Origin of the sequence: Aeromonas sp. 1HA1 (assembly GCF_029237385.1) — a bacterium.
In the GTDB taxonomy this organism is placed as follows: domain Bacteria; phylum Pseudomonadota; class Gammaproteobacteria; order Enterobacterales; family Aeromonadaceae; genus Aeromonas; species Aeromonas popoffii.
Genome location: NZ_JAACGC010000068.1, coordinates 1 through 22,973, shown reverse-complemented (window position 1 = coordinate 22,973; position 22,973 = coordinate 1). Strand labels below are relative to the sequence as shown.

The 22,973-nt window shown below is 56.2% G+C and carries 21 protein-coding genes, 2 tRNA genes and 1 pseudogene; 11 read left to right on the top strand and 13 right to left on the bottom strand.

Annotated features, from left to right (window positions below):
- On the bottom strand, nt 1-238 hold a 238-nt coding region (locus GWQ22_RS17475; protein WP_275931094.1), incomplete at its 3' end, for a transposase.
- Between the two features lie 52 nt (nt 239-290).
- On the opposite strand from GWQ22_RS17475, the gene GWQ22_RS17470 reads away from it, so the two are divergent.
- A complete protein-coding gene (locus tag GWQ22_RS17470) occupies nt 291-1,460 on the top strand; it encodes a hypothetical protein (protein ID WP_275931093.1) in 1,170 nt (389 codons plus the stop codon).
- A gap of 446 nt (nt 1,461-1,906) precedes the next feature.
- Here the strand turns inward: GWQ22_RS17470 and thrC are convergent, their stop codons facing one another.
- The 4 genes from thrC to GWQ22_RS17450 form a co-directional block, all read right to left on the bottom strand.
- Complete coding sequence (gene thrC, locus GWQ22_RS17465; RefSeq protein ID WP_275931092.1) at nt 1,907-3,181, bottom strand: threonine synthase; 1,275 nt, start codon at nt 3,179-3,181, stop codon at nt 1,907-1,909.
- Complete coding sequence (gene thrB / locus GWQ22_RS17460; protein ID WP_275931091.1) at nt 3,178-4,170, bottom strand: homoserine kinase; 993 nt, start codon at nt 4,168-4,170, stop codon at nt 3,178-3,180. The genes thrC and thrB overlap by 4 nt, the downstream gene beginning before the upstream one ends.
- 2 nt (nt 4,171-4,172) lie before the next feature.
- Nucleotides 4,173-6,632 carry a bifunctional aspartate kinase/homoserine dehydrogenase I gene (gene thrA / locus GWQ22_RS17455; RefSeq protein ID WP_275931090.1) on the bottom strand — a complete coding sequence of 820 codons (2,460 nt, stop codon included), beginning with the start codon at nt 6,630-6,632 and terminating at the stop codon, nt 4,173-4,175.
- A 250-nt stretch (nt 6,633-6,882) separates the two neighbouring features.
- On the bottom strand, nt 6,883-7,575 hold the full coding sequence (locus GWQ22_RS17450) for a tRNA/rRNA methyltransferase (RefSeq protein ID WP_042037582.1): 693 nt from the start codon (nt 7,573-7,575) through the stop codon (nt 6,883-6,885).
- A 206-nt stretch (nt 7,576-7,781) separates the two neighbouring features.
- Here GWQ22_RS17450 and aceK point away from each other — a divergent pair, with 206 nt between their 5' ends.
- Nucleotides 7,782-9,509, top strand: a complete 1,728-nt coding sequence (gene aceK, locus GWQ22_RS17445; protein WP_275931089.1) for a bifunctional isocitrate dehydrogenase kinase/phosphatase — start codon at nt 7,782-7,784, stop codon at nt 9,507-9,509.
- Between the two features lie 159 nt (nt 9,510-9,668).
- On the opposite strand, the gene GWQ22_RS17440 is transcribed toward aceK, so the two are convergent.
- Entirely contained in the window at nt 9,669-10,067 is a 399-nt protein-coding gene (locus GWQ22_RS17440; RefSeq protein WP_275931088.1) for an META domain-containing protein, read from the bottom strand.
- 172 nt (nt 10,068-10,239) lie between these two features.
- Here GWQ22_RS17440 and GWQ22_RS17435 point away from each other — a divergent pair, with 172 nt between their 5' ends.
- Nucleotides 10,240-10,716, top strand: coding sequence for a hypothetical protein (locus GWQ22_RS17435; RefSeq protein WP_275931087.1), 477 nt, complete (start codon nt 10,240-10,242; stop codon nt 10,714-10,716).
- Between the two features lie 4 nt (nt 10,717-10,720).
- On the opposite strand, the gene GWQ22_RS17430 is transcribed toward GWQ22_RS17435, so the two are convergent.
- Together GWQ22_RS17430 and GWQ22_RS17425 are read right to left on the bottom strand one after the other, a co-directional pair.
- Nucleotides 10,721-11,200: a putative 4-hydroxy-4-methyl-2-oxoglutarate aldolase gene (locus GWQ22_RS17430; RefSeq protein WP_275931095.1), complete on the bottom strand. Its 480-nt coding sequence runs from the start codon at nt 11,198-11,200 to the stop codon at nt 10,721-10,723.
- A gap of 39 nt (nt 11,201-11,239) precedes the next feature.
- A pseudogene (locus GWQ22_RS17425) lies at nt 11,240-11,630 on the bottom strand (DUF3293 domain-containing protein).
- A 376-nt stretch (nt 11,631-12,006) separates the two neighbouring features.
- Here GWQ22_RS17425 and arcA point away from each other — a divergent pair.
- Entirely contained in the window at nt 12,007-12,726 is a 720-nt protein-coding gene (gene arcA, locus GWQ22_RS17420) for a two-component system response regulator ArcA (RefSeq protein ID WP_042037588.1), read from the top strand.
- A gap of 132 nt (nt 12,727-12,858) precedes the next feature.
- Here the strand turns inward: arcA and GWQ22_RS17415 are convergent.
- Together GWQ22_RS17415 and GWQ22_RS17410 are read right to left on the bottom strand one after the other, a co-directional pair.
- Nucleotides 12,859-12,933, bottom strand: a tRNA-Gly gene (locus tag GWQ22_RS17415).
- 105 nt (nt 12,934-13,038) lie between these two features.
- Nucleotides 13,039-13,112 (bottom strand) — tRNA-Gly (locus GWQ22_RS17410).
- Nucleotides 13,113-13,313: 201 nt separating this feature from the next.
- Between GWQ22_RS17410 and cydD the strand changes: the two genes are divergently transcribed.
- The 5 genes from cydD to GWQ22_RS17385 all read left to right on the top strand — a co-directional run bounded on the left by cydD (nt 13,314) and on the right by GWQ22_RS17385 (nt 17,902).
- A complete protein-coding gene (gene cydD, locus GWQ22_RS17405; RefSeq protein WP_275931086.1) occupies nt 13,314-15,083 on the top strand; it encodes a cysteine/glutathione ABC transporter permease/ATP-binding protein CydD in 1,770 nt (589 codons plus the stop codon).
- Nucleotides 15,076-16,821 carry a cysteine/glutathione ABC transporter ATP-binding protein/permease CydC gene (gene cydC, locus GWQ22_RS17400; protein ID WP_275931085.1) on the top strand — a complete coding sequence of 582 codons (1,746 nt, stop codon included), beginning with the start codon at nt 15,076-15,078 and terminating at the stop codon, nt 16,819-16,821. Before cydD ends, cydC begins: the two co-directional genes overlap by 8 nt.
- A 33-nt stretch (nt 16,822-16,854) precedes the next feature.
- Nucleotides 16,855-17,037, top strand: coding sequence for a hypothetical protein (locus GWQ22_RS17395; protein WP_275931084.1), 183 nt, complete (start codon nt 16,855-16,857; stop codon nt 17,035-17,037).
- A gap of 99 nt (nt 17,038-17,136) precedes the next feature.
- Nucleotides 17,137-17,508, top strand: coding sequence for an Rcs stress response system protein RcsF (gene rcsF, locus GWQ22_RS17390; RefSeq protein WP_212514345.1), 372 nt, complete (start codon nt 17,137-17,139; stop codon nt 17,506-17,508).
- A 7-nt stretch (nt 17,509-17,515) separates the two neighbouring features.
- Nucleotides 17,516-17,902 carry a DUF488 family protein gene (locus GWQ22_RS17385; protein WP_042037595.1) on the top strand — a complete coding sequence of 129 codons (387 nt, stop codon included), beginning with the start codon at nt 17,516-17,518 and terminating at the stop codon, nt 17,900-17,902.
- Nucleotides 17,903-17,991: 89 nt separating this feature from the next.
- Here GWQ22_RS17385 and GWQ22_RS17380 read toward each other — a convergent pair whose 3' ends face one another.
- On the bottom strand, nt 17,992-18,984 hold the full coding sequence (locus GWQ22_RS17380; RefSeq protein ID WP_275931083.1) for an NAD-dependent epimerase/dehydratase family protein: 993 nt from the start codon (nt 18,982-18,984) through the stop codon (nt 17,992-17,994).
- Nucleotides 18,985-19,254: 270 nt separating this feature from the next.
- Here GWQ22_RS17380 and tsaA point away from each other — a divergent pair, with 270 nt between their 5' ends.
- Both tsaA and GWQ22_RS17370 read left to right on the top strand, forming a co-directional pair.
- Nucleotides 19,255-19,959, top strand: a complete 705-nt coding sequence (tsaA, locus tag GWQ22_RS17375; protein ID WP_275931082.1) for a tRNA (N6-threonylcarbamoyladenosine(37)-N6)-methyltransferase TrmO — start codon at nt 19,255-19,257, stop codon at nt 19,957-19,959.
- A gap of 390 nt (nt 19,960-20,349) precedes the next feature.
- On the top strand, nt 20,350-20,760 hold the full coding sequence (locus GWQ22_RS17370; RefSeq protein WP_275931081.1) for an H-NS family nucleoid-associated regulatory protein: 411 nt from the start codon (nt 20,350-20,352) through the stop codon (nt 20,758-20,760).
- A 9-nt stretch (nt 20,761-20,769) separates the two neighbouring features.
- On the opposite strand, the gene GWQ22_RS17365 is transcribed toward GWQ22_RS17370, so the two are convergent.
- A complete protein-coding gene (locus GWQ22_RS17365; protein WP_275931080.1) occupies nt 20,770-20,949 on the bottom strand; it encodes a hypothetical protein in 180 nt (59 codons plus the stop codon).
- Nucleotides 20,950-21,389: 440 nt separating this feature from the next.
- A complete protein-coding gene (locus GWQ22_RS17360) occupies nt 21,390-22,946 on the bottom strand; it encodes an ATP-binding protein (protein WP_275931079.1) in 1,557 nt (518 codons plus the stop codon).
- Between the last annotated feature and the right edge of the window lie 27 nt (nt 22,947-22,973).

Sequence of the window (22,973 nt, the reverse complement as noted above, 5' to 3'; positions counted from 1 at the left end):
CGTCTTCCATGGCGCCGTCGCTGAGGTTGTACCACTGCTGCATGCAGTGAATGCGGAGCATAGTGTCGAGTGGGTAGGGACGACGCCCGTTACCTACCTTGGGATAGACGGGTTCGATGACCTCCAGTATCCTTGACCATGGGAGCAAAGCGTCCATGCGGGCCAAGAATATCTCTTTGCGGGTTTTGCGGCGTTTACCATTGAACTCGCTATCCGCGAAGGTGAGCTGGTGGCTCATGCTGAACCTCATCCCTGATGCCAAGTGGGATTCATGATCTCACATCAGGGACTTGTTCGCACCTTCCCAAGAAGATCAAGATAACCCACTTTCTAAATATTATTTCTACATTTATCACATCAATAAGTCAGATGGATTATCTGAGGAAGATTCATATCGATTAGAGATTGAAAAAAATGTGCTCTCTGCATGGAAGGGATTTTTTTCATTAAATGGTTTTGCTGATGACCTCCTCAGAATAGAGTCACAGAAACTATCTTATAAAGAATCAATAAATCTAGCAACACTATACTACAAAGAGCATAAATCCCAATTTTCTAAAATAATGATTTTCGCAATTGATGACGTGGATCTTCTTCCTGGAGAAGATGTCATAAAAGTAGTAAATCATTTATTAAGAAGCCTAGAAATCAACTCTGTGAAAAAGTGGCTATCAATTCGTAGAGTAACCATTGAAAACTATCCAGCAGATACTAAAAGCAGGGTTGAAGAATTTTTCCCTGACCCGTATGACTTCCCTAAAATATCGCTACTTGAACTTATTAGCCACAGAATAAATAAAGCATTTAAAGAGTCCGCCCCTAAAATACCTTTTAATAAGTTATTGTGTGACGAAACAATATACCCGATATGTGAAGGTAATATGCGCGAAGGGTTAGCCATACTTAAAACGCTGTTAGAAAACATTCACCCAAAAGGTTTTGAACTAAAGACAAGTGAAAAAGTAATACAAGAATATATAGCAAAATCAGCAATTGATACTTTATGTCGGTCACAAAAATTACTAGACCTACACTCACAAAGTTTCAGAATTTGTTCCTTCCCTCTTGCGGTTGATATACTGGCTTGTATTCGACAACATTCACATGAACCTATCATATATGGTTCAACAACTGAATGTTGTACTCGAAGAGACTTTCTCTCACATAATTTGGTCGGAACTGATGACAGAGTTGCAAAAGTAAGAACTCAAGATTTCAAACAAGTAATCAGTAAACTTATAGAACATAAACTAGTATTCAAAAAATCAAAAGATTATTATGACTTGACTGAAAAGGGGAAAATATTATCAAGTTTTTCCACACGTATGTATTACTTTAACTTTCACAGAGAAAATAACAAGGCGATAATAGATGATGAAGATTACTGGCTTCTTTCTGAACATCAGTTAGATTATGCTGACATTGTAAATAACTTCATCACAGTGAAACATCGACAATAACTATTTTTATACAATTATAAATCCCCCCTTCACTGGGGGGATGCTTTGCAATTATATTTTGCATCCTCATCCTGATGCCACCTAATAAACTCAACATAAACGAAGTTAATAAATGGAAGATGTTCCATATTATTTCGTCATCAGAAGTCATTCTTACAAAGGAAAATAGCACCTAACACTAAGAAATTTAGAGTCAGCGGTCATCAGGAATTCCAAATATCATCATATTTTGCAATCACGGTTAATTCTCTTCTAACCAATGACCCGACTCAATCCCCACACCTCAGCAAAATAGGAATTATGGAAATCAATAATAAAGTACCCATTTATTCGGCCAGTACCAGAAAAAACAACGACTCGAACTTAACTCACCTTTCCCCCCTAGAAAATATAAATCCCCCGTTACTGGGGGATTTTTATTTCTATCGGTTATCTCAATGCGGCAATTACCCCACCAAAAATGCCCTTAACCGGGCAAACTCTGCTGGAAAATTAACAGAAAGCAGCGGCAGTTCGGCGTGCTTGGCCAACGGGCCGGGCAGCGGCACATCGAGATGCAGGATCTCGTCCACTGACTCCTTGAACTTGGCAGGATGGGCGGTGCAGAGAAACACGCCGACTTCATCCTCGGCCAGCTGTTCCCCCAGCAGATCCCAGGCAATGGCGCCGTGGGGTTCGCACAGGTAATCCAGCTGGTGCAGCCGTTTAAGGGCATCGCGAGTCTGGGCGTCGTCACGCATACCAGAACCCAGGGTCTCCAGCGCCCAGCCTTTGCGACGGCACAGCTCTTCCACCCGCGGCCAGTTGTTGGGGCGGCTGACATCCATGGCATTCGACAGGGTTGCCACTGTCTGGTGCGGCTCCCACTGACCGGTTTTCAGGTAGCGCGGCACAGTGTCGTTGGCGTTGGTGGCGGCGATAAAGCGCTTCACCGGCAGCCCCAGCGCCTTAGCAATCAAGCCTGCGGTGAGGTTGCCAAAGTTGCCGGACGGCACGCTGATCACCGCCTTGGCGCGATCGGCTTTCGGCAGCTGGGCCACCGCCTCGAAGTAGTAGCAAACCTGCGCCAGCAGACGGCTGATATTGATGGAGTTGGCGGAGTTGAGGCCAATGGCCTTTTTCAGCTCTTCGTCATCAAAGGCCTGTTTTACCAGCGCCTGACAGGCATCGAAGTCGCCATCGATGGCGATGGTGCGGATATTGCCACCGAGGGTGCAGAAGAGCTTCTCTTGCAAAGGGCTTATCTTGCCCTTGGGATAGAGGATCACCACCTCGATCCCCTCCAGCCCGTAGAAGGCGTGGGCCACGGCGGCGCCGGTGTCGCCCGAGGTTGCGGTGAGTATGGTGATCTTGTCGTTGGTTCTAAAGGCCGCGAGACACTGGGCCATAAAGCGGCCACCGAAATCCTTGAATGCCAGGGTCGGGCCGTGGAACAGCTCAAGGGCATAGGTGCCATCTTTCAATTTGACCAGCGGCGCCGGGAAGGTGAAAGCGGCGTTAATCAGCTCGCTCACCTTCTCAGCAGGCACTTCGTCCCCCAGCAGGTGGCTAATGATGCGGGCAGAGCGTTCGGCCAGCGGCAGATCGAGCAGGGCATACACATCGGCCAGCGGCGCTATCACCTCGGGGAAAAAGAGCCCTTGATCGCGACCCAGCCCCTGACGCACCGCCTGCGCGAAGCTCACCTGTTCACTCTTGTCCTTGATATTGTAAAGATTCATAGCTCGCTTCCTGTTACCCGTGCCCCGGCCATGTCCAGTTTGCAGACCCGGGCAAATCCATCTTCGTTCTGCACGAAATGTGCTTCCATCCAATCTTTCATCCGCTCGGCCTGCGCCAGATCCTTCATCACCACAAACACGGTGGGACCGGAGCCGGAGATGCCGGTGGCCAGCGCCCCGTTCTGGGCCGCCTGAGCCCGCACCTCGGCAAAACCTTCGATCAGCGCCGCGCGGTAGGGTTCGGCAATCACGTCTTTCAGTACGCTCGCGGCCAATCCCTCCTGCCCGGTGTAGCTGGCGTGAACAAAGGCAGCCAAGCGACGCCCGTAGGTGAGGCAATCCTGACGGCGATATTGGGCCGGCAGGATGGCGCGGGCGGCGGCGGTCGAGACCACGGTACCCGGGTAGCAGACCACCCAGTACCACTCGTCAAACACCGGAATGCCCTGACTGATGACGCCGTGCTCTTCCAGCACCAGCTGCATGCCACCGAGATAACAGGGGGCCACGTTGTCGTAATGAACGGAGCCGGAGATGCGCCCTTCCATCTCCCCCATCAGCAGCAGCATGTCGTGCTCATTGAGCGGCGCGCCATGGAAGGCGTTGAGCCCTTCAAGGGCCGCCACCACGCTACAGGCGCTGGAACCCAGACCCGAGCCGACCGGCAGGTTCTTCTCCAGCACCATTTCAAGTGGCTTGAGTTTAAGGCCGCGCTTCTCCAGCGCCTCGCCATAGGCTACCCAGCAGTCGAACAGGATATTCTTTTTCGGATCATCCGGCAGCTTGTGGGCGTAGCGGCCCACGGATGAGAGCGCAAATGGCACCGCTGTTGCTGGGAGAGGGGCTTTCACCTGCACCCGATCACCGAGCAGGGAGCCATCCACGGGGGCGAGCGCCGCCCCCAGTACATCGAATCCCACGCTCAGGTTAGCGCTGGAGGCGGGAGCGTAGGCAACGACGCTGCCGCCCTGGTACATGTCTGAACTCATGCTTACAACTCCTGCTTCCAGTTCTGGGTGCGCAGCACGTCGGCAAAGACGCCAGCGGCTGTCACTTCGGTACCGGCGCCATAGCCGCGCAGCACCAGCGGGATCGGCTGGTAGTAGGTGGAGAAGAAGGCGAGCGCGTTCTCCCCGTCTTTGACCTTGAACAGCGGCTCATCGCCACCGACCGCCTTGATGGCGACCTTGCACTTGCCACCCTCAATCGACCCCACATAGCGCAGTACCTTGCCTTCACGCTGGGCAGCGGCGAACTGATCGCGGAACCAGCCGTCGGCTTCGGGCAAACGGGCCATAAAGGCTTCTACATCGCCGCTCACATCAAAGCCGGGTGGCAGCGCCTGCTCGACTTCGACATCGGAGAGTTCCAGCGCCATGCCAGCTTCACGAGCCAGGATCAGCAGCTTGCGCGCCACATCCATGCCGTTGAGATCGTCGCGGGGATCCGGCTCGGTAAAGCCGTTGCCACGGGCGATCTTGGTCGCTTCTGAGAACGCCATCCCTTCATCCAGCTTGCCGAAGATAAAGGAGAGCGAACCCGACAGGATGCCATCGAAGGCACGCAGCTTGTCACCGGCCTTGATGAGGTTTTGCAGGTTCTCGATAACCGGCAGGCCCGCGCCGACGTTGGTTTCATAGAGGAACTTGCGGCGAGTCTGGCGAGCAGTGCGGCGCAGCGCCTTGTAGTAATCGAGCGAGCCGGTGTTGGCCTTCTTGTTCGGGGTCACCACGTGGAAACCGGCGGCCAGGAAGTCGGCATACTGGACGGCAACTGCCTCGGAGGAGGTGCAGTCAACGATCACCGGGTTGATGATGTGGCTATCCTCCACCAGCTTTTTCACCCCTTCCAGCGAGAAGCTTTCCCGCGCTTCCACCAGCTGTTCACGCCAGTTGGCGAGATTAAGGCCATCCTTGTTGACCGCCATCTGGCGGCTGTTGGCGATGCCGACCACCCGCAGGCCAGTGCCCTGCTCGGCCAGTACCGGTTGCTGGCGGGCAATCTGATCCACCAGCGCAGCGCCGACGCCACCGACGCCGACCACAAAGAGATCGATAAACTGCTGGCTGCCAAAGAAGTTCTGGTGACACGCCTTGATGGCTTCCGCCACCTTGCGATCCCGCACCACCGCCGAGATGGAGCGCTCGCTCGACCCCTGCGCAATGGCGACGATATTGATAGAGGCTTGTGCCAGCGAGGTGAAAAAGCGGGCCGCCATCCCCTTGCTGGTGCGCATGCCGTCACCGATGAGGGAGATGATGGCCAGATCGCTGATGATATCCAGCGGCTCCAGCAGCTGGTTTTTGAATTCGAGCTCGAACTCGCGCTCCAGCACCTTGCGGGTCTTCTCACTGTCGTAGCTGTGGATACAGAAGCTGACGCTGTACTCGGAGGATGACTGGGTGATCAGCACGATACTGACCCCGGCGCGGGAGACGGCGGAGAAGATGCGACCGGCCATGCCGACCATCCCCTTCATGCCGGGGCCGGAGACGTTGAACATGCACATGCCGGACAAGTCGGAGATGGCCTTCACTTTCAGGTCATCGTCGCCGCTCTCGGGGCCGATCAGGGTGCCCGGCCCTTGCGGGTTGAAGCTGTTCTTGATGAGGCAGGGAATATGGAACTGGGCCACCGGCGCGATGGTTTTCGGGTGCAGCACCTTGGCGCCGAAGTAGGAGAGCTCCATCGCCTCCTTGTAGGAGAGGGTTTTCAGCAGATAGGCATCCGGCACCAGACGGGGGTCGCAGCTGTAGCAGCCCTCGACGTCAGTCCAGATCTCGCAGCACTCGGCATCGACACAGGCAGCCAGCACGGCGGCGGAGTAGTCAGAGCCGTTGCGGCCCAGCAGCACGGTCTCGCCCTTGTCGCTGCCGCCGGTAAAGCCCGGCATCAGATAGAGACAATCGCTGCGCAATCCCTTGGCGGCAAAGCGCACCCGGGAGGCTTCGATATCGACGTGGGCTTCCAGATAGCCGCCGTCGGTAGCCAGCAGCTCTTCCGGCACGATCAGATCCACATCCAGACCGCGCACCCGCAGCAACTCGTGCATAAAGGCGATGGAGAGGTTTTCGCCACGGCTCAGGATGCGCGCCTGCACGTTGTCCGGGCAGAGGCCCAGCAGACGAATGCCCTGCATCAGCCGCTCGACCTGATCCAGCTCATTGGTGAGACGGGCCAGCAGCCCCTTGTCATCGAGCGCCGGATAAGCCGCCTTCAACCCGGCCAGCAGGCGGGAGAAGATACCGTTGATTTCAAACAGGGTAGAACTGGCATCCATGCCGCGGCTGGTTTGTTCCACCAGCGCCACCAGATGATTGGTCACCTTGGCAGGAGCAGACAGCACCAGGGCTACCTGAGATTGACCGTGGGTGTTGACCGCGATATCGGCCACCCGTAAAAAACGCATCGCATCGGCCAATGAAGACCCGCCAAACTTCAACACTCTCATCGCTTTCTCTCCCTGTAACTCTATGAAATATAATCTAAAAACCAATCCAACAAAAAGGCCCGTACTGGGTGGGTACGGGCCTTTTTTGATTTCTGTGCTTGTTCGTCAGCGCATCAACCGGCCCCAGTGCCACCTGTGGTGGTACCGGTAATAATGGTGGTGGTGATGACGTTGGTGAATAACTGCATGACGAACACTCTTGAACGAAGCTGGCTTTTAGCAATACCGCGGCTGGCCTTGGGCTGTCAACTTAAACCTCTTTGCCAAGTTTGCGCGCAAGGTCTTTGCAGAGCAGGTGGAGCATGTTCAAATCCCGCTGCGGCAGCATGGGCACCCGGTCCATCACCCATTGATGCAGTTTTTCATCCTGTGAAACCCCGAGTTCACCAAGCAATTCTGCTGTTTTGCTTTTTAGTACCCGAACCTGCCCAACGTTATCAAAATTTTCTGCTACGGCCTGCGGCTCATCCAGCAACTGGCTCATCTCGTAGGCGTAGAGCATGATCGCCTGCCCCAGATTCAGCGACGGATAGCTCACCTTGAGGGGCAAATAGCTGATGAGATCGACCTCGGCCAGCTGCTCGTTGGAGAGGCCCGACTCCTCGCAGCCAAAGACGATGGCGACCTTACCAAGCGATGGCTTGGCTCGGATCTGCTCGCGGATCTCCCCCGGGGTGAGGTAGTGCTGGTAGCGACCGCGCTCACGGGCAGTGGTGGCGATCACCAGATCCATGTCGGCCAGCGCCTCGGGCAGGGTATCGAACGCCTCGGCCTGGGTCAGGATCTCCTGCGCACCGTGGGCCACCCAGCTCGCCTCCTCCTCTTCATGTACCCGGCTCGCCACCAGCCGCATGGCATCGAATCCCATGGTTTTCATGGCGCGGGCCGCCGCCCCCACATTCGCAGGACGAGCAGGTGCCACCAGGACAAAATAGAGCTTCATCGGGTTTCCTCACAGGCCAGAGGGCCTCTTAAACAGACGGCAAACAGTCGCCAAACCATCGCCAAAACAGGGGCGCAATCTACCTTTTATCCCCGAAAAATGCCACTTGAACAGACGTTTGAATGTTGCCATAGTGGCCTGGCGTGTGACCAAATTACACGCAATCCTTCGCGCTATCGGCCCGACAGATCACAAGGAAGAGAGAGATGCAGCAGCCATTGGAACAGGCCGTCGCCGAGACGATCTTGCAACGCTTCGAGTCGTTTTACAGCCGGTTTCTCGAGATAACCCAGGGCAGCAAGAGCCGCTTCGAGAACAGTGACTGGCTGGGGGTGCAGCTCGCAGGACGGGAGCGTATTCGCCTCTATGATCACCACGTCGGCGCCACCACGGCCCTGATCAAGCAGATGATGGGGGAACATCACGCCACTCAGGAGCTGCTCAAGCGGGTAAAAGGCGCCTTCAGCGATCTGCTGCCCCGTTGTGACAACTTCGAGGTAGCGGAGTCCTTCTTCAACTCCGTCTATCGCCGCATCTTCCGCCATCGCAATATCCGCGACGAGAACCTCTATATCCATCCATTTCGCAGCCGGGGGGATCATCCCGACTTGAGCGCCCTGCTGCGGGTCTATCGCACCGATCTGACCCACCTGCCGCAGGCCCTGAGCCAGCTGCTCGGCGATTACAGCTTCACCCTGCCCTATGAGGACAAGCAGCGGGATATTGTCGACATCCACCGCCATCTTGCGGAGAACGGCCCACAAATTCTCCATGACGAGCCGTTTGCCATCGAACTGTTGAAAGAGGTGTTCTACCGCAACAAGGGGGCCTATCTGGTGGGGCTTATTCGGGTGAAGGGGCAGGTCTTCCCCTTTATCCTGCCCCTGCTCAGCACCGGCCAGAGCATCTACGTGGATACCGTCATCTTCGAGCCGGAGCTGGCCTCCATCGTGTTTGGTTTCGCCCGCGCCTACTTCATGGTCTACGCCCCTGTGCCGGCGCTGTTTGTGGTGTTTCTGCGCCAGATCATGCCCCACAAGCCCGATTACGAGATCTACAACGCCATCGGCTGTCAGAAACACGGCAAGACCGAGCTCTATCGCCACTACCGCCACCATCTGGCCCAGAGCCGGGATCAGTTCATCATCGCCCCCGGCATCAAGGGGATGGTGATGAGCGTGTTTACCCTCCCCTCTTACGATGTGGTGTTCAAGGTGATCAAAGACGAGTTCACTCCCCCCAAGGATGTGAGCCACGAGCAGGTGAAGGCAAAGTACCGGCTGGTTAAACAGCACGATCGGGTTGGCCGCATGGCCGATACCCAGGAGTTCACCAACTTCGAGTTTCCGCTGGATCGCATCTCGCCCGAGCTCCTTGCCGAACTCAAGACGGTGGCGCCGTCGGCGCTCACCATCACAGGCGACAAGCTGGTGATCACACACCTCTACACCGAGCGCAAGATGATCCCGCTCAACCTCTATCTGGACAAGGCGGACGAGCAGCAGACCCGGCTCGCGCTGGAGGAGTACGGCAACGCCATCAAGCAGCTGGCGGCGGCCAACATCTTCCCCGGCGACATGCTGTTCAAGAACTTCGGCGTCACCCGTCACGGCCGGGTGGTCTTCTACGACTACGACGAGATCTGCTACATGACGGAGTGCAACTTCCGCCAGATCCCGCCGCCGCGCTACCCCGAGGATGAATGGAGCGCCGAGCCCTGGTATTCGGTGGCCCCCAACGACATCTTCCCCGAGGAGTTCGCCACCTTCCTGCTGCAAAAGCCGCAGGTGCGGGAGATCATGATGCAACTGCACAAAGAGATGTTCGACGCCAACTACTGGAAGATGCTGCAGAGCAACATCAAGGTGGGGGTGTTCGAGGATGTCTATCCCTATCGACGCAAGAAGCGCTTCAAGTTCCAGCGGGGGGGATGAGGATAAGCTCGCGGCGCCTTGCCGGTGGCTCAGATGCAATGCCTCTTGCAACCTGGCCGGCACAAGCCGCAAAACGTCATTGAGAAAGGGACGCCACGGCGTCCCTTTCTGATCGCGGCTGTCTGCTCACGCTACGACAGCCTCTGACTGGCATATCCGTTACTTGGCAGCAGGCATGGCATCGAAGGTGAGCAGCGCCACCTTGTTGGCATCACTCAGAACCAGCTGTTGGCCACTGATTTTGAAGGTTGCCACCCTCTCCAGTTTCTGCAGATAGAGCATCTCCTTGTCGGCCAGATCGCCCATGCACATCATGCGGGTCGAGCCCATGGCCCCCAGCGTCAATACGCCGTCACCCTGCTGGGTGATACCGCCAAAATAGCGGTTGCAGCCGCCCTTGCCCGCCACCTTGTCACCCGCGATCTGCAGGGTGAAGGTATCGTCGCTCGCCCCCTGCAACTGCCAGGTGGATGCTTGCAGTTGAGCCAGATTGGAACCAGTTGCCATGGCGCAGCCCCCCAGTGCCAGTGCGGCCAGCAGGGTCAGTTTCTTGTTCATGGGGTCACCTCTTGATGTCAGCGAAATAGGGGAAGGAAAGTGATGATGGTGGCCTGTTTATCATGAGATGGCGGCAGATTAAAACTGTTTTATTGTGATCTGGGTTGCCTTTACTAGCAGCTGGCATGTGCCATGCTTGTATTCCAGTTCCGGACCCAGGGAGGGGAAAAGAATGGTCAAACCACTCATCATCGCATTCGCTTCATGCCTCAGCCTCTGTGCCCAGGCCGCCGACTGGGACTTTCTCAATAGCGAGGAAAACAGCCAGCTCTACGTGAAAAGCTATTCCGGCGCGCTGCTCGGCAGCCAGTCTCACCACAGCGACCATTTCGACCTCTGGCTCATCAACACCGGCTATCAGTACTCGGTTTGGGACGATGTCAGCCTCTACATGGAAGCGGGCCCTGCGATGGATCCCCACAGCGAGCAGACGGGCTTCAATATCAGCTCCGGGGTGCGTTACCAGTTCTCCCCCTCGCTGAATATTGGCAGCCAGCTAAAGCAGCTGGAAGTGGACAAGGCCAGCACACTGCTGGAGCTCAATACCAGCCTGCTGCTCACCCCGCAGTTCGCCATCAAGGCAAACTACGGCGTCAGCGCCTTCAGCACAGAACAATCCCTCAGCATAGGCGTCGGCTTCAACTTCTGACCGCTCAGATGAGCCGGGTAGCGCTCACGACTACGCCGTTGAGGTCGGCATAGACGTAGTCACCCGGATGTATGGTTACCCCGGCAAACGACACCACGGCATCCAGCTCACCCTGACCCCGTTTCTCGGTCTTGACCGGGCAGGCCGCCAGCGCCTTGACCCCCAGTGCCAGCGTCGCCAGTGTGCCCACATCACGCACAGCGCCGTGGATCAGGATCCCCTCCCATCCCAGCTCTGCCGCCTTGAGAGCCAGCTGATCACCGAGCAGAGCGCGACGCAAGGAACCACCGCCATCGATCACCATCACCCGCCCCTGGCCGGGTCGAGTGACCAGCTCCCGCACCAGACTGTTGTCTTCATAGCAGGAGAGAGTGACCGCCTGGCCATAAAACAGCGGCTTGCCACCAAAGTTGTGGAACAGCGGATCGGCCACTTGCAGGACATCACAGTGTTGATCGCAGAGGTCGGGCAGTAGATCCAGCATCATAAGCTTCCTTCCATGGACATGATTTGGCTCATTATTTCACCAGCCCGAATCTCTGACAATCCAGTGGGATTCAATTTTACCCATATGAAGCGGTATGCCTTTCATCAATACCGGCAGCAACCAGAGCTCCCCCTGCTCCACCCAATAGAGCGCGTTCTGGCCGAAACGGGCCGCCAGAGCGATGGACTCACCACGAGAGGAAGCCAGCAACAGCGACGATTCACGCCAACTTTCATCAGGCGAGCTCCCCCAGCAAGGCCCCATGGCCATCATGTAGGGAGACGCCGCGATCACCCGCCAGAGGGCCCGCTGGCGCCGGATATTGATTCCAGGCTGTCACTATGGCGTAAGCGGGCCATTGCGGTGCAGAAAAGGGTGCAATAAAACAAATTTTTCTGTAGTTTTCCCACAAATTCATGTCAACCACATGTTACATTCCATTACATTTTATCAGGGCGAAAATGGGGGCAACCCCAAGTATCATGCTGTGAACTCTGTGCTTGACCTATATCAAACCAGAGTTAAAAAGTTGCTATCTGACGGCAAAGAGTGTTGTTATGCGCCTGTTAACTGATAAAATGCAGCCACTTTTGTAATGGACTACCTTTCCAGGCTTCTCTCGATCAGACTTGTTGGGAGCCTATGTGTGGCACAGGGATGTTTGCCGACGCTGATGCCAAATTCGCGATAATCCGACCTGACATTCATACCCAGGATGACGTAATAAATTTTCAGGACCGGTCGGGTAACGCCAAAGAGTGTTAAAATTAAGATAACTAACTGATAAGAATCTGGGAATACTCATGCAAACACCACACATTCTGATCGTCGAAGACGAACTGGTCACCCGCAATACCCTGAAAAGCATCTTCGAGGCCGAAGGCTACGTTGTGCTCGAAGCCAACAATGGCGACGAGATGCATCAAGCCCTGACCGCCCACACCATCAATCTGGTGATCATGGACATCAACCTGCCGGGCAAGAATGGCCTGCTGCTGGCACGCGAGCTGCGTGAAGATGACAACATAGCCCTGATGTTCCTGACCGGTCGTGACAATGAAGTGGACAAGATCCTGGGTCTGGAAATCGGTGCCGATGATTACATCACTAAGCCGTTCAACCCCCGTGAACTGACTATTCGAGCCCGCAACCTGCTGAGCCGCACCATGAATGTGGTCGCCGGTGGCGAAGAGAAGAAGCTGGTTGAACGTTACCTGTTCAACGGCTGGGCACTGGACATCAACAGCCGCGCACTGGTCAGCCCGGCTGGCGACATGTTCAAACTGCCGCGTTCTGAATTCCGTGCCATGCTGCACTTCTGCGAAAACCCGGGCCAGATCCAGACCCGTGCCGAGCTGCTCAAGAAGATGACAGGCCGTGAGCTCAAACCTCATGACCGTACCGTGGATGTCACCATTCGCCGTATTCGCAAACACTTCGAAAGCGTCAACGACACCCCGGAGATCATCGCCACCATCCATGGCGAAGGCTACCGCTTCTGTGGTGAGCTGGAACAGGAATAAGCCCGTTCCATCCCATTAAATTTGGTTCAAAAGGCGCCATTGGCGCCTTTTCTCTGCCTGCCGTTTACCCTCTTCCGGCGCAAGCGCAAAACAAAAAGCCCACTCGCAGGAGTGGGCTTTTTGAATGAAAGCTGGAGCGGGCAGCGGGAATCGAACCCGCATCATCAGCTTGGAAGGCTGAGGTAATAGCCATTATACGATGCCCGCCTGGCATCAAACTCGCAACAGATAACAGGCATCAAACAAACGTCGATAAACAGTGCGCCAGACAGAGGCGATAGCAGGACGGTTTGGTTACCGGGTATCAGAATGTGGAGCGGGTGATGGGAATCGAACCCACGTATGCAGCTTGGGAAGCTACCGTTCTACCATTGAACTACACCCGCGTCAGGGCCTCTACTATATGCATTTTGAAGCCGAGCGCAATCACCACTGTGCTGTTTTTTACCATAAATCAAGCTGCTCGACCAACTAATGAGCAGAAAGCTGTTTTTTCCATCAAACATTTTCAACACCGGGAATTTACAAGGTTGCCAATGCCGGGAGCCGAGGATAGTCTTGCGCCACTCGACGCGAGGATGGTGGTAATGGACAAGAAAACTCAGAAACATCTTTATGGCTGGTTGCGTAACCAGTCGAGCCACGGCCGACGCTGGATCGGTCTCTCCATAGGCTTTGGTCTGGGTCAGGGCATACTGATGGTGGCGCAAGCCTGGTTGCTGGCGACCCTGTTGCATCGCTTCATCATGGAGGGTGCCACGCCGGAACAATCCATTCCCCTCTTCATTACCCTGCTGCTGGTGACCCTGACCAAAGCGGTGCTGGCCTATGGCCGTGAAGTGACCAGCTTCAAGGCGGGCAGCGCGGTGCGCCAGGCCATTCGCGAGCTGGTGCTCACCCGCCTCGGCCGTCTCGGCCCTGCCTATATCCAGCGACGCCCGGCCGGCAGCTGGGCCAGCCTGCTGCTGGAACAGATTGAAAACATGCAGGATTTCTTCTCCCGTTACCTGCCACAGATGGCCATTGCCGTCTTTATTCCCGTGGTGATCCTGGTGGCCGTGTTCCCGGTCAACTGGGCGGCGGGCCTGATCCTGCTGGGCACAGCGCCCCTCATCCCCTTCTTCATGATCCTGGTGGGGGTGGGTGCCGCCGATGCCAACCGCCGCAACTTCCAGGCACTGGCCCGCCTCTCCGGCCACTTCCTCGACAGGCTCAAGGGTCTTCGCACCCTGCAGCTCTTCATGCGCACCCAGGCAGAAGGGGATGCCATTCGCGACGCCTCGGAAGATTTTCGCGAACGTACCATGGAGGTACTGCGCCTTGCTTTCTTAAGCACAGCCGTGCTGGAATTCTTCGCCGCCATCTCGGTGGCGCTGGTGGCGGTCTACTTCGGTTTCTCCTACATAGATCACCTGAACTTCGGCCACTATGGCGCCAAGGTCACCCTGTTTACCGGCCTGTTCGTGCTCTTCCTCGCCCCCGAGTTCTACGCCCCGCTGCGCGAACTCGGCGCCCACTACCACGCCAAGGCGCAGGCCATCGGCGCCGCCGAGCAGTTGCTGGCATTCCTGGAAGCCGAGGTGAGCGAGCCCGCCTCCGGTAATACCCCTTTCCATGCAAACACGCCCATCAGGGTCGAGGCTCGCGGCCTTGAAGTGCTGAGTGCCGAAGGCAAGGTGCTGGTTGGCCCCATCGACTTCACCCTGGAGGCGGGTTCACGCACGGCGCTCATCGGTATCAGCGGCGCTGGCAAGAGCTCGCTGGTCAATGCCCTGCTCGGTTTTGCCCCCTATCGTGGTGAGCTCAAGGTGAACGGCCAGGAGCTGGCCAGCCTCGACATGAGCCAGTGGCGGCTGCAGCTGGGCTGGCTCTCCCAGAACCCGCAGCTGTTCCATGCCTCCTTGCGCGACAACCTGCTGCTGGCCAAGCCAACGGCCAGCGATGGCGAGCTGGAAAATGCCCTGAAACGGGCGCAAGCGTGGGAATTTGCCATGGAGAAGGGGCTCGACTATCCGGTCGGCGATCAGGCGGGCGGCCTCTCGGTCGGTCAGGCCCAGCGCCTCGCGCTGGCCCGCACCCTGCTCAAATCCACCCAACTGATGGTACTGGATGAGCCAACCGCCAGCCTGGATCGCCACTCGGAGCGCGCCATCATGACCACGCTGGAGCAGGCGATGGCGGGCCAGACCCTGCTGATGATCACCCACCGTCTCGATCAACTGACCAAAATGGACAAGATACTGGTGCTGGCGCGCGGCCAGCTGGTGGAGCAAGGCAACTTCCAGCAACTGAGCACAGCGCAGGGCCCGTTCGCCCGCCTCTTGTCCCAACACCCGGGGGATTCTCTCGATGACTGATCTATTGCCGTTTCTGCGCCTCTATCGTCAGCACTGGCTGAGCCTCTCGCTGGGCCTGCTGCTGGCCCTGGTGACCCTGGTGGCTGGCATGGGACTGCTGTCGCTCTCCGGCTGGTTCCTCTCCGCCGCGGCCGTAGCGGGCATGACAGTTGCGAGCACCCATGCCTTTAACTACATGACCCCGGCTGGCGGCGTACGTTTCTTCTCCATCATCCGCACCGCGGGTCGCTGGGGCGAGCGGGTGGTGAGCCACGACGCCACCTTCCGGGTGCTGACCCGGTTGCGGGTCTGGTTCTGGCAAACACTCTCGCCGCTCTCCACCGGCACCCTGGCCGGCTTTCGCCAGGCGGATCTGCTCAACCGGCTGGTAGCCGACATAGACGCCATGGATCACGTCTATCTGCGTCTGGTCACCCCCATAGGCGCGGCCCTGCTCAGCTGCGCCGGTCTGGTGTTCTTCCTCTCCTTCTTCGACGCTCGTCTTGCCCTGATCCTGGGAGCCATACTGCTGTTTGGCATGATAGCCCTGCCGCTGGTGTTCTACTTCCTCGGTCGCCAGCCCGGCCGTCGGCTGATCGCCGAAAAATCGGTGATGCGTACCCGCATGGTGGACTATCTGGATGGTCAGGCCGAGCTGCAGATGTTTGCCGCCGCCCCCAAGGCGTTGACCGAACTGAAACAGGCCGAACAGGCGCTGCTGACCGCCCAGGCCCGCATGGCCAGAGTGAGCGGCCTGGCCAACTTCTCGGTGCAGCTCCTCAGCGGCTGGACCCTGACCCTGATGCTCTGGCTGGCCGGTCACGGTGTGGCGGGGGCGCAACCCGACCCCATCACGGCGCTGATGGTGTTCGCCACCCTGGCGAGCTTCGAGGCCTTGCTGCCGTTGGCGGGTGCCTTCCAGCACCTCTCCACCAGCCTCACCTCAGCCCGTCGTCTCAACGAGATACTGCAAGAGGCCAAGGCCCCCGAGTGGGGAGTCGAGCAGCAACACGCCAGCGTCGGCACCTTGCAGATAAGCGACCTCTATTTCAGCTACCCCGGCAACCCGCAGCCGGTGCTGCGCGGTTGCACTCTGCAGTTGCAAGCGGGCGAGAAGCTGGCGCTGCTGGGCCAGACCGGTTGCGGCAAGTCCACCCTGATGGGGCTGTTGACCCGGGAGTGGACCCCGCAGGCGGGCAAGATAGTGCTGGATGGCAAACCACTCACCGACTACAGCGAAGGGGCGTTACGCGCCTCGCTGTCAGTGGTGAGCCAGCGGGTTCACCTGTTCGCCGATACCCTGCGAGGCAACCTCAAGCTGGCGGCCCCAACGGCATCTGACGAGCAGTTGACCGAGGTGCTGGCCCAGGTTGGTCTGGCCAATTTGCTGGAAGATGACAACGGCCACAGTGACAGCGGACTGAACGCCTGGCTGGGGGACGGCGGTCGCCCGCTCTCCGGTGGCGAGCGACGCCGCATCGGTATCGCCCGCGCCCTGCTGCACGATGCCCCGCTCTGGCTGCTGGATGAGCCGACCGAGGGACTCGACAGCCAGACCGAACGGGAGATCATGGACTTGTTGTTCCGACTGGGGGCAGATCGCTCCTTGCTGCTCATCTCCCACCGCCTGCTAGGGCTGGAGCAGATGGACAGGATAGCCCTGATGGAAGAGGGGCAGATCCGCCTCTGTGCCCCTCACCATGAATTGCTGGCCGATGACTACTATCGCAGCCTGCATCAACGGCTGGTACCGGCCTAAACGCAAGAGAAAAGGGGGGAAGAGTGCACACCTGTGCCCTCCCACCCCATGAACTGCTGGCCGGTGACGACTATCGCCACCTGCACCAGCGGCTGGTACCGGCCTGATCGCACGAGAAAACAAGGGGAAGAGGGTGCACCTGTGCCCTCCCCACCCCATGAACTGCGGGCCGGTGACGACTATCGCCGCCTGCACCAGCGGCAGGTACCGGCCTGATCCCCGTCACACCCCGTCTCCATGGTTAAAAAATGGGGCTGGTCGCAGGCAACGACTGGCCCCTATAATGACCCCCTCACAGTTCAACAAGATACCGACATGAAACGCCTTATCCTGATGATGCCCCTGATTGCCTCCGGTTGCGCCGACTTCTCTTTCAGCAGCAACCTGGACAAGGAAAATTTCGACGAGTACTTCAAGCCGGGCGGCGTCCAGATCTATGAGCAGAGTCAGCTGGCTGATCTCAACTACCTCTACCTCGGCACCGTCGAGGGGGAATCCTGCCAGAGCGATGCCAAGCAGCCCATTCCCAACGCAGGTGAAGCCCGCACTCAGGCCCGCCGCCGTGTGGCTGACATGGGTGGCAACGCGGTCACCTTCGACAAGTGCGTCGAGTTCAACGACACCCCGGGCTGCCTGAAACAGGTGATCTGCTACGGGCAGGCGCTGAAAGTGGCGCAAGAGAAGTAAGGACCCCATGGCACTGGCCATAGTCCGGCTCGGCAGCCCCCGCCTCCCCGACGAGGGGCTGCGCATCGGTACAGTGCGGCGCCCGCCCCGTGGGGTGCCCAAGAGCGAATTTGCCAGTCAGGATTGGTACGATGTCTGGTTCCCTAACCTGGCCCCCAGCAGCGAGACCATGAAGCTGGGCCAGGCTGCCGAGACCCCCGCCCAATGGGCCGCCTTCTGCAAACAGTACAGGGCCGAGATGGCCAGCCCCTGCGCCCGTCACGATCTGGCGCTGCTGGCGGCCCTCTCCCACACCAGCAATCTGTCGGTGGGTTGCTATTGTGAGCAGGCCGAGCGCTGTCATCGCACCCTGCTCAAAGAGCTGCTGATCCATTACGGCGCCAGACTGCGCTAACTTGCACCGCCACATAATGAAAGAGGGCGTCCCACGGGACGCCCTCTTTCATATGATGGCCATCAAGGCTGGATGGGGGCAGCCGGACCCTATGGCAGAGTGCCCACCCGCAACCCTTGTTGCAGTGCCCGCTCCTGCTCGGCCGTCATCCCGGCCACCACGCCCTGACGATTCTCTGCCAGCCACTGGGCCAGATCGGCCACCGTCTCCTCCAGCGGCCGAAAGTTGAGCCCCTGTACTATGGCCGCCTCGGCGCTGATGCGGCCATAACCGGCATACTCCGGCTGCGCGTTGGGCAACAGGGCCGGGTAGCTCTGCCAGGGCTCGACACCGGCCGCCAGCAGCGCGGGCCAGGGCACCCACTCAGGTTGCGGTGCCGTGGCGGGCGCGAGTCGGGCGGCGATGCGATCCACCCAGTCCGCCAGCGCTATGCCGGGTTTGAGCAGGTTGAAGATGCCCCCCAGTTGCTGCTCGGCGGCGCGCAGCACAAATTCGGCGCAGTCGCGCACGTCCAGATATTGCAATCGATCCTGCCCCTCTCCCGGCAGCAGCCAGGGCCCCCCTTGCTGCACCCGCTTCACCCACCAGGTCAGACGGCCAGTGGGATCAAAAGGGCCGCCCAGCACGCCGGGGCGCAAAATGCAGAGCCGCTCGCCCCAGCGGGCCTGATACGCGGCCTCGCACAACACCTTCAAGGAGCCATAGTCGGTGGGCATCTCCCCGGCCCTTATCTCGTGCAGCGGCGCCGACTCATCCATCCCCCGCTGGGCGAAGTCGCGATAGACGCTGATGGTGGAGATAAAGATCAGTCGCTCGCAGCGTCCGAGCAGGGCAGCCGAGAGGCTGGCCGCCTGCTCGGGCCGATAGCAGCAGGTGTCGATAACCAGATCCCAGCCTGGTCCTTCCCCGTGCAGGGCGTTCAGACTCTTGTTCCTGTCACCGGTGAGCTGGACCAGTTCGCGCCAGTCCGGGTGCTGGCGAGAACCTCGATTGAACAGGGTCACCTCGTGGCCCCAATCCAGCGCCAGCGAAGTGAGGTAGCGGCCCAGAAAACCGGTGCCGCCGATGATCAGCAGTTTCATCCATGTCCCTCCTGTCCGGCACGATTGGCTATATCGGGTATGACGCGCCTTGCATGCCGGTATCCATAGTGCCCCCACCCTACCCAAGTTGGCGGCGGGGGACAGCCTCGATAGCACAGGGATGGGACTGCGATCACGGCAGGACCAAGGAAAAGCGCGCGGGGCAGCGAGGCCGGGATCCTGATCAGGCAAGGGAGACGCACAGCAAGGCGGGCCTGCGTTTTGACGTCGCCTGTGCTAAATTGCCGGGGTTTTCAGTCAGGATCCGCCATGAAGTTCGAAATCGACACCCTCGGGATCATCCGCTCTCCCTACAAGGAGAAGTTCGCCATCCCCCGCCAGCCCGGTCTGGTCAAGTCGGCCCGTGCCCGCCTCGAGCTGCTGCCACCTTACGATCAGCCGGACGTGCTGCGCGGCATAGAGCAGTTCTCTCACCTCTGGCTCAGCTTCGTGTTTCACCAGACCATGGATCAGGGCTGGCACCCGACTGTGCGCCCGCCGCGTCTGGGCGGCAACGAGCGGGTCGGGGTCTTTGCCACCCGCTCCACCTTTCGCCCCAATCCGCTCGGCCTGTCGGTGGTCGAGTTGCACGGGGTCGGCCGAGAACGGGGCAAGCTGTGGCTCGAACTCGGCGCGGTCGATCTGCTCGATGGCACCCCCATCGTCGACATCAAGCCCTATATCCCCTATGCCGACAGCCTGCCTGATGCCCGTGGCGGCTTTGCCCCCCATGCCCCCACCTCGCCGCTGGCGGTGCGCTTTAGCCCGGAGGCGGAGCAACAGCTGCAACCCTGGCTCAAGGCCCATCCCGAGCTGCGCCTGCTGGTGAGCGAAGTGCTGGCCCAGGATCCCCGTCCCGCCTACAAGAAGGGCAAGCCGGACGACAAGGAGTACGGGGTACGCTTGTTCGATCTCAACGTGCGCTTTCGCATCAGCGAACCCGACTGTCTGGTGCTGGCCATAGTACCGGCCTGAGTGCCGGCCTGAGTGCTGGCCTGATCGCCAGACGATGTGAGCCATTAAAAAACACCCTGCGCTGTTTTTTAAAACGAATGTCATGAAATGAAACAAACGGATTTGTTTCATGCAATATCCACCCGTTAACCACATTGAGAGCAGATAAGCAAAGCCCCCTCTCGTCGGGAATTGTCTCATCAACGCAAACCTGATAACCCATGTGGCGCCGCTGCGCTTGCCCCCTTGTGTCATAGGCAAGATGAAAAACATTACTTTACCCACGCCATTGGGCCAGTATTTCTTATTCCCCCATTATCCGAATAACATTTATATATACATTCCAATTTTTTATGGTATGTTCCCCCTGAAATTGATGATCACCTTAATCAGCCATTTAATGGGGATGCCATGAACGAATTTCTTAAAACACTGCTGAACATCCGTAGTCTTCGTGTGGCCCTGCGCGAGCTGCCATTTGAACAGCTGGAAGAAGCGAAAGAAAAATTCGAGCAGGTTTCTACAGAGCGCTTTGAATCCACCGAGAAAGAGCGTACCGAGCAAGCAGAGCATCAGCGCAAGCTTGCTGAGTTCTCCGAGCTGCTGAAACAAGCCGGTGTCGACCCCCGTGACCTGGTCAGTCACGCAGCCCCGGTCTTATCAGCCAAGGCTGGCAATAAGGCCAAACGAGCACCACGCCCGGCCAAATACAAATATCAAGAAGATGGCCAGGAGAAAACCTGGACCGGTCAGGGCCGTATGCCAAAGGCCATCGCTGCGCAAGTTGAGCAAGGCAAGAGCCTGGATGACTTCCTGATTTAATATCCGCGTTTACCAGATGCCGCCTACGGGCGGCATTTTTATTGCCTTCTTATCCCCGGCGTCATCACCGCACATCAAAAACGGTAAAACAGTGAAAGCATGTTCACTTTTTTCAGTTCGGATTTTAGCCACCAAGCCCAGCACTGGCGGGCTCTGGGCATAGGGTTTTACCGTAATCCATTTTTGCAAAAAATTTTCTATACGGGGCGCTCAGGCGGGAGTGGATTAGCGCGGATTTCGTGGCGCAATACTGTCAGTGGCTCTTTCGACTAGTCTATCCGCTGTGCGGATATTTGAATGAGTTGAGCTATGTTTTGGAGGCTACCGAAAGGGCCTATCAAACATCATTTATAGTAGCTTACTATCTACCGTCACTATTAATAGCATTCAAGCGGAATTATTTATTTTAAGCATCTGGCGTTGGAGTTTTGTCACATGAGAATAAACATGAATGGATGAGCGCCCCATGGAATAAATGAAGATGTTATGTATGCAGAATAATTACCAACACATTTTATTAAAATATAAATCTAGCTATCACCCTAGGCAATAGTCATTTGCACACCCCCTTCATCATAATATTTAATGGTGCATCTAACATTTATTTAGATACACCATCAACAAATAAATTATCTCAGCCTTGATTGACGACGTAATGATTCTACAGCCAAGCAAACCGATTCTTTATCTGAAATGGTTTGTGACCATTCTCGCCAAAATTCTTTTGTCGCACTTGCAGGTTCTAAGGTTGGTTGACTAAGTTTTATCCTTGATGGCAATAAAACTGAATCACCTAATACAATCGCCTCCCCTATGTCTAATATTGGAAGTACAGATGTCAATGAGCTTAAGGAGTCGGGCATGAGTTTGTGCACGACAGATTGATCCTGAGAGTTACTTAGTCTTAATGCAATTATATTATTGCATTGACTAAGGATTGTACGACTTACATCTGATGGCCGCTGACTTACAACAAATAAAGATACGCCATACTTCCTCCCTTCCTTTGCGATTTTTTCAAATGTATCTAATGCAATTCTAGAGTCGGCATCTACAGAGTCCTTTGTTGGTAAGTAAATATGAGCCTCATCACATACGAATGTAATTGGCGTTCTATTTTTTTCTTCTCTCCAAAATTGAATGCTATATATAAATCGAGTAAATACACCTATCACAATGGGAAGTATATCTGATGGAACTTCAGAGAAATCTATTATTTTTATACCAAGGGTATTATCTGCTGTCTCAATGAACTCACTTGCATATTTTTCTAACCAAGCGTAGTCATTACATTCCTCCGGTGACTCAAAAAGAAATGCATTTCGTTTATCCTCTACTTTTGATTGGAGCCTACTGATGAACCGAGTTAGTTTACTGTTCCAATCTCCCTTTATTTCATTTTTACCTGAGCCAGGTTTCATCCCAATATCATCGTCATTAAGTCGCTCAAGCAATTTATTAATAGGATATGGGATAGGGGCATCAATAGTTAGACCGGAAATTAAATGTTCTAGACCTTTTCCTTCTAAATACTCCTTCTTCAGTTCCCTTACATGATGTATAAATCTGGATGCTTGATTAGGAGCATTGTTATCAGACCGGTCTAATAGCAGAGCCAGCATTTCATCTTTATTTAATAGCCAATGAGGAACAAATATGCAGTTTTCAGTATGGGACTCAACATCCCCAGGCCCTGCTATTCGATAATATCTCGCTATCGGTGCCAGGCCAGTTTTAACAGCTTCATCCGTTAGTGTTTTATACTCACCATGTATATCGAACACTATAATATTGGCATGCTTTAATTTTGATGCCTGTTCCAACAGAGATGCCACAGTCCAGCTTTTTCCTGATCCAGTGCTACCTAGTAATGCAGCATGTCGCTGAAATAGTTTATCGCCATTAGCCACAGCTTTAGATGACGTATCACCATAAGTACCTAAAATCAACTGTAGCTCTTTAGGCGTATCATTGGCAACTACAGACATTAATTGTTCTAAACTACTTTTCTGTATTAAGTGTACAGCCTTATCAACTTTTGGAAAATATTTTGCCCCTCTTTTAAAAACTGAGCGACAACTACCTAACACCTGACTCTTATACACAAATATTGTGAACTGATTGGCACTTTTCCCGATTTCCAGGATCTGATCTCCTATGTGACTCCCGAACATGGTAACGATCATGCTAACTTTTGCTCTTCATCGTGCGGC

What these genes read in the sequence shown, in the direction of transcription:
- thrC (WP_275931092.1), bottom strand. Translation starts at nt 3,181, where the DNA reads ATGAATCTTTACAATATCAAGGACAAGAGTGAACAGGTGAGCTTCGCG.
- thrB (WP_275931091.1), bottom strand. Translation starts at nt 4,170, where the DNA reads ATGAGTTCAGACATGTACCAGGGCGGCAGCGTCGTTGCCTACGCTCCC.
- thrA (WP_275931090.1), bottom strand. Translation starts at nt 6,632, where the DNA reads ATGAGAGTGTTGAAGTTTGGCGGGTCTTCATTGGCCGATGCGATGCGT.
- GWQ22_RS17450 (WP_042037582.1), bottom strand. Translation starts at nt 7,575, where the DNA reads ATGAAGCTCTATTTTGTCCTGGTGGCACCTGCTCGTCCTGCGAATGTG.
- aceK (WP_275931089.1), top strand. Translation starts at nt 7,782, where the DNA reads ATGCAGCAGCCATTGGAACAGGCCGTCGCCGAGACGATCTTGCAACGC.
- GWQ22_RS17440 (WP_275931088.1), bottom strand. Translation starts at nt 10,067, where the DNA reads ATGAACAAGAAACTGACCCTGCTGGCCGCACTGGCACTGGGGGGCTGC.
- GWQ22_RS17435 (WP_275931087.1), top strand. Translation starts at nt 10,240, where the DNA reads ATGGTCAAACCACTCATCATCGCATTCGCTTCATGCCTCAGCCTCTGT.
- GWQ22_RS17430 (WP_275931095.1), bottom strand. Translation starts at nt 11,200, where the DNA reads ATGCTGGATCTACTGCCCGACCTCTGCGATCAACACTGTGATGTCCTG.
- arcA (WP_042037588.1), top strand. Translation starts at nt 12,007, where the DNA reads ATGCAAACACCACACATTCTGATCGTCGAAGACGAACTGGTCACCCGC.
- cydD (WP_275931086.1), top strand. Translation starts at nt 13,314, where the DNA reads ATGGACAAGAAAACTCAGAAACATCTTTATGGCTGGTTGCGTAACCAG.
- cydC (WP_275931085.1), top strand. Translation starts at nt 15,076, where the DNA reads ATGACTGATCTATTGCCGTTTCTGCGCCTCTATCGTCAGCACTGGCTG.
- rcsF (WP_212514345.1), top strand. Translation starts at nt 17,137, where the DNA reads ATGAAACGCCTTATCCTGATGATGCCCCTGATTGCCTCCGGTTGCGCC.
- GWQ22_RS17385 (WP_042037595.1), top strand. Translation starts at nt 17,516, where the DNA reads ATGGCACTGGCCATAGTCCGGCTCGGCAGCCCCCGCCTCCCCGACGAG.
- GWQ22_RS17380 (WP_275931083.1), bottom strand. Translation starts at nt 18,984, where the DNA reads ATGAAACTGCTGATCATCGGCGGCACCGGTTTTCTGGGCCGCTACCTC.
- tsaA (WP_275931082.1), top strand. Translation starts at nt 19,255, where the DNA reads ATGAAGTTCGAAATCGACACCCTCGGGATCATCCGCTCTCCCTACAAG.
- GWQ22_RS17370 (WP_275931081.1), top strand. Translation starts at nt 20,350, where the DNA reads ATGAACGAATTTCTTAAAACACTGCTGAACATCCGTAGTCTTCGTGTG.
- GWQ22_RS17360 (WP_275931079.1), bottom strand. Translation starts at nt 22,946, where the DNA reads ATGATCGTTACCATGTTCGGGAGTCACATAGGAGATCAGATCCTGGAA.